Below are 3,567 nucleotides of genomic sequence, written 5' to 3'. Positions count from 1 at the left end.
CTTTAGCAGCCAGCGAGGCACGCGCCCTGGGCGACATCATGTCGGAATCTATGGGCGGCATCATCTCGGAATGCCCGGGCGACTTCATCGGAATCCGCAGTCGAAGCCGCTTCGATCAGCAATGATTGCAGCCGATCATAGAGCCTGACCCAGACGCGGCATCTCGGCCCATGTGCTGACTTCGTCAACGCACTACTAAGGTGCAAGCGTCCGAGCGACCCGAAAGCCAAGGTACCTGAGCCGATAGTCGGAGGTGAACCAATAACGGCTCGCCGAGCGGAGGAACGCCGGAGCAAGGAGAAAGGACCCGCCGCGCACAACACGATGATAACAATCACCGCCCTCGATCCAGGCAGAGCCATCCGTCGGCGAGCCGTTGTATGTGTCGTGGTAGCAATCCTCCGTCCACTCTCGGACATTGCCTACCATGTCGTTGAGACCGAATTCGTTAGGAGCAAACGACCCGACCGGCGCGGTTTGCTTGGCGTCCCAATGGCTACCACAGGCGTGGCAGTTGGCGTTGTTCGTGCCGACGGTGTTGCCCCAAGGATAGACCGTCTGTGTCCCAGCGCGCATCGCATACTCGTATTCGGACCCCGAAAGCAGCCGATACGGCTTGCCGGTCTTCTTCGATAACCACGTGACGTAAGCTTGAGCATCGTCCCAGGAAACGTTGATCACTGGGCGGCGGCCACGGCCCCAGCCTTCATCGGAGGGTTTGTAGCCGTTGCAGCCGCCCTCGGCGACGCAGGCATCCCATTCGTCGAAGGTCACCTCAAACCGGCCAACAGCAAACGGTCGAGCAATCGTGACCAGATGTTGCGGGCTTTCCTCGGCGGAATGCCCTGGCTCGTTTGTCGGAGACCCCATCTTGAAGCTTCCGGCCGGCACCACCACCATCTCCGGGCAATTCGCACAATCCTTAAACACATCCTTCGGCTTCAGCGGCCGCTCCTGCATCGACGGTTGCGCCACCTCCTGAGCGGACGCCGGTGTCACATGAGAGATGATTGCGGCGCTAAGCACGCATAGCCTCACCAATGATGTCAGAACTGGCGCAGCACGCCACCAAGAGCCGATGAGTTCCGGGAGCTCAGCGATGGAGGACATGACATACATCCGTCAGCGAGGGCGGGAGCCTGTTACGAGCAGAGAATACCAAAGAGCGGGAGCTCCGGATGCCCTCCATTACCGTCATTCGCGGCGAGCGTCGATCGGTCACGCGCCGCTTGCCGTTAGAATCTCCCGAGTCCCACTCGGTCGTTCAATGAGCGGTTTTGTATCCCTGAAGCCAACCCGCGAAAGCACGATGTAGAATGCGGCGACGTTCATGAGCGCCCAGATCGCAAAGCCCAGGGTGTAGTCGCCCAGAAGTTGCTTGCTCATGGCCAGGATCATGGTCATGGCGAAGCCACAAGCCGCCCCGGCGGCCTTGGCCAGCCCGCTGACCGCACCGACATGCACAAAGTACATCGGGATCAGCTTGATGACCGCCGCCGCCGCGGCACCGGACATCAGCGCAAGCCCATACATGGCAACCAGCTGGACGGGCAGCGAGATCTGCAAGGTCATGAGCAGGGCCAGAACGACCATAATGCCGAACAACCATCTCAAGATTCGAAATGGATCCGAACGGTCGGCCAGCCAGCCGCCCAGAGGCCGGGTAGCCGCGACACAGATCACCAATGGCGGAGTATACACCATGGACGCCCGGATGGCATCCACATGCCACTGGTCAAGCAGATAGATCGACATCGCCGACGCGAAGAAGGTCAGGGTGCCAAACGAGACCCAGTAAAGGTACGTCACCAGCCACACCACCGCGCCTGAACGGTACACGGCGAAGATTTCCCGTAACGACGTCTTCTTGAGCTTCCTGTTTGGCGGATCGGAGGTAAAGAACCAATAGACCAAAGCCATCAAAAATGTAGCACTAGCGAAGATTGGGAATATCAAGCGCCAGCCGTCGGGGCCGCTTAGAACACGGGTAACCAGGAAAGTGACGGTCACCATGCCGACGGTGATTCCGACATTGCCCATACCAAAGATACCGAGGGCCGTACCCTGCTTCGATTTAGGGTACCAAGACGATACATGAGCATTGCCGACGACGAAAGTCGCACCTCCCAGTCCGAGCAGCGTCCCGACTAGCAGAAAGGTGTAATAGCCTTGGGCGAAGTACCCCAAAAGAAGGGGAAGGGTGAGAACCAGAAGCAGAAGCGTGAAAACGCTCCGACCGCCGAACTTGTCCGTCAAGATGCCGAGTGGGATGCTGACCGCCGCCGCGAAAAAGGGCTCCATAGCTGTCAGGATAAGCACCTGGGTCGCGCTGAAATCGTACCACTTGATTAAAAAAGGGGCGAGCGCGGCAAACATTCCCCAAACCGCAAAACCAAGCGCAAATGCCAGGGACGAAATCCACAAAACCCTGGAGTTGCCGGATGGCTCGACCGTCACATCAGCCGCGATAACCGGAATTTTCACGACTGCTCCCATCATTAAGAGAGATGACGCGTGTACCAATAAATCAAGAACCGCTCCACCTACCTATCATGATGGTCAGGCTAAGCTCCCGGTGTGAGTCATAAGCCGATCTGGCCTTCACATTAATTAGCCCGTCTTATTTCTAGAGACGCGTGTTCTGATACCGGCGAGCATAACATAGAGTCTTGATACGACATAGGGTTTGCTTTTGCCAACCTATTTCGGCGCATTGCGCCAGCCAGGCCCACCATGACCGACACTACGATCCTGCCCAGCCGTTGCGCGCAAGAAGGTTACAGCTGACTTTCGATGGCGGCTGCCACACTCCGTATGAACCAAGACCACGTCCTGTGATCGATGAATCGATTGTAATGTGACGAGGGGTTTGTCGCCAACGCTACTGCCGACCCAATTCGAGAGCGACAAGCCGATGCGCCGGAAATTGAGGCCGGCGTGAAACGTCGTCCCGCCAAGAATACGACGCGGCGCAGGAGCCTGGCGAGGTTCGTATACGAGCAGACAACCAGCATGCTTCTTCCGCTTCGTAAGAAGCAGCAAGCGCCGCCGATATCGGCCTCACTCACAAGGACATCCACGAAGTGTCACACCTAGGTGTTTGGTCCCGGAATTTTCTGGAGCGGGTTTAGTTTGAATCGCTTCGGTTCGCTTGTCCAGCATTTGCAGATGAACTCGTAAGGCGTGAGGCCTTTGAGGGTTTTCAGCCTTCGACCGAAATTGTAAGCGTCGACGAAATCAGCGAGATGGCGTCGCAGTTGGTCGTGGCTGTCGTAGTGATAGCGTTTGACGGTGGCTTCCTTGATAGTGCGGTTCATTCGCTCGACCTGACCATTGGTCCACGGATGATTGATTTTGGTGAAGCGATGCGCGATGCCGTTCTCGCGGCATCGCATGTCGAACATGTGTGTCATGTAGCGGGCGGTTGGGCCATTGGCGTAGCGTGGCGCGAAATGGAACTGAATGCCGTAGCACCTACGGAAGGACTGAGGAGAGGTCACTGAGCAGCGGTGCGCGCAGCCTTTTGCTGCAAGCGCGCACCGGCTGAGGTGGCCATGGCCGATCAAG

Annotated in this window: 3 protein-coding genes; all 3 read right to left on the bottom strand. The window is 57.6% G+C overall.

Annotated elements, in window-relative coordinates:
• Nucleotides 1-195: 195 nt before the first annotated feature.
• Nucleotides 196-1,110, bottom strand: coding sequence for a formylglycine-generating enzyme family protein (locus B2M20_RS18355; protein WP_244553596.1), 915 nt, complete (start codon nucleotides 1,108-1,110; stop codon nucleotides 196-198).
• A gap of 108 nt (nucleotides 1,111-1,218) precedes the next feature.
• Nucleotides 1,219-2,496 (bottom strand): MFS transporter, encoded by a 1,278-nt coding sequence (locus tag B2M20_RS18350; RefSeq protein WP_420799344.1) that lies wholly within the window; start codon nucleotides 2,494-2,496, stop codon nucleotides 1,219-1,221.
• A 596-nt stretch (nucleotides 2,497-3,092) separates the two neighbouring features.
• On the bottom strand, nucleotides 3,093-3,567 hold a 475-nt coding region (locus B2M20_RS18345; protein WP_244553594.1), incomplete at its 5' end, for an integrase core domain-containing protein.

This window comes from Nitrobacter vulgaris, assembly GCF_002028545.1.
GTDB classification, from domain to species: Bacteria; Pseudomonadota; Alphaproteobacteria; order Rhizobiales; family Xanthobacteraceae; genus Nitrobacter; species Nitrobacter vulgaris.
The sequence above is the reverse complement of the archived record's forward strand: the minus strand, read 5'-3'. Positions and strand labels throughout refer to the sequence as shown.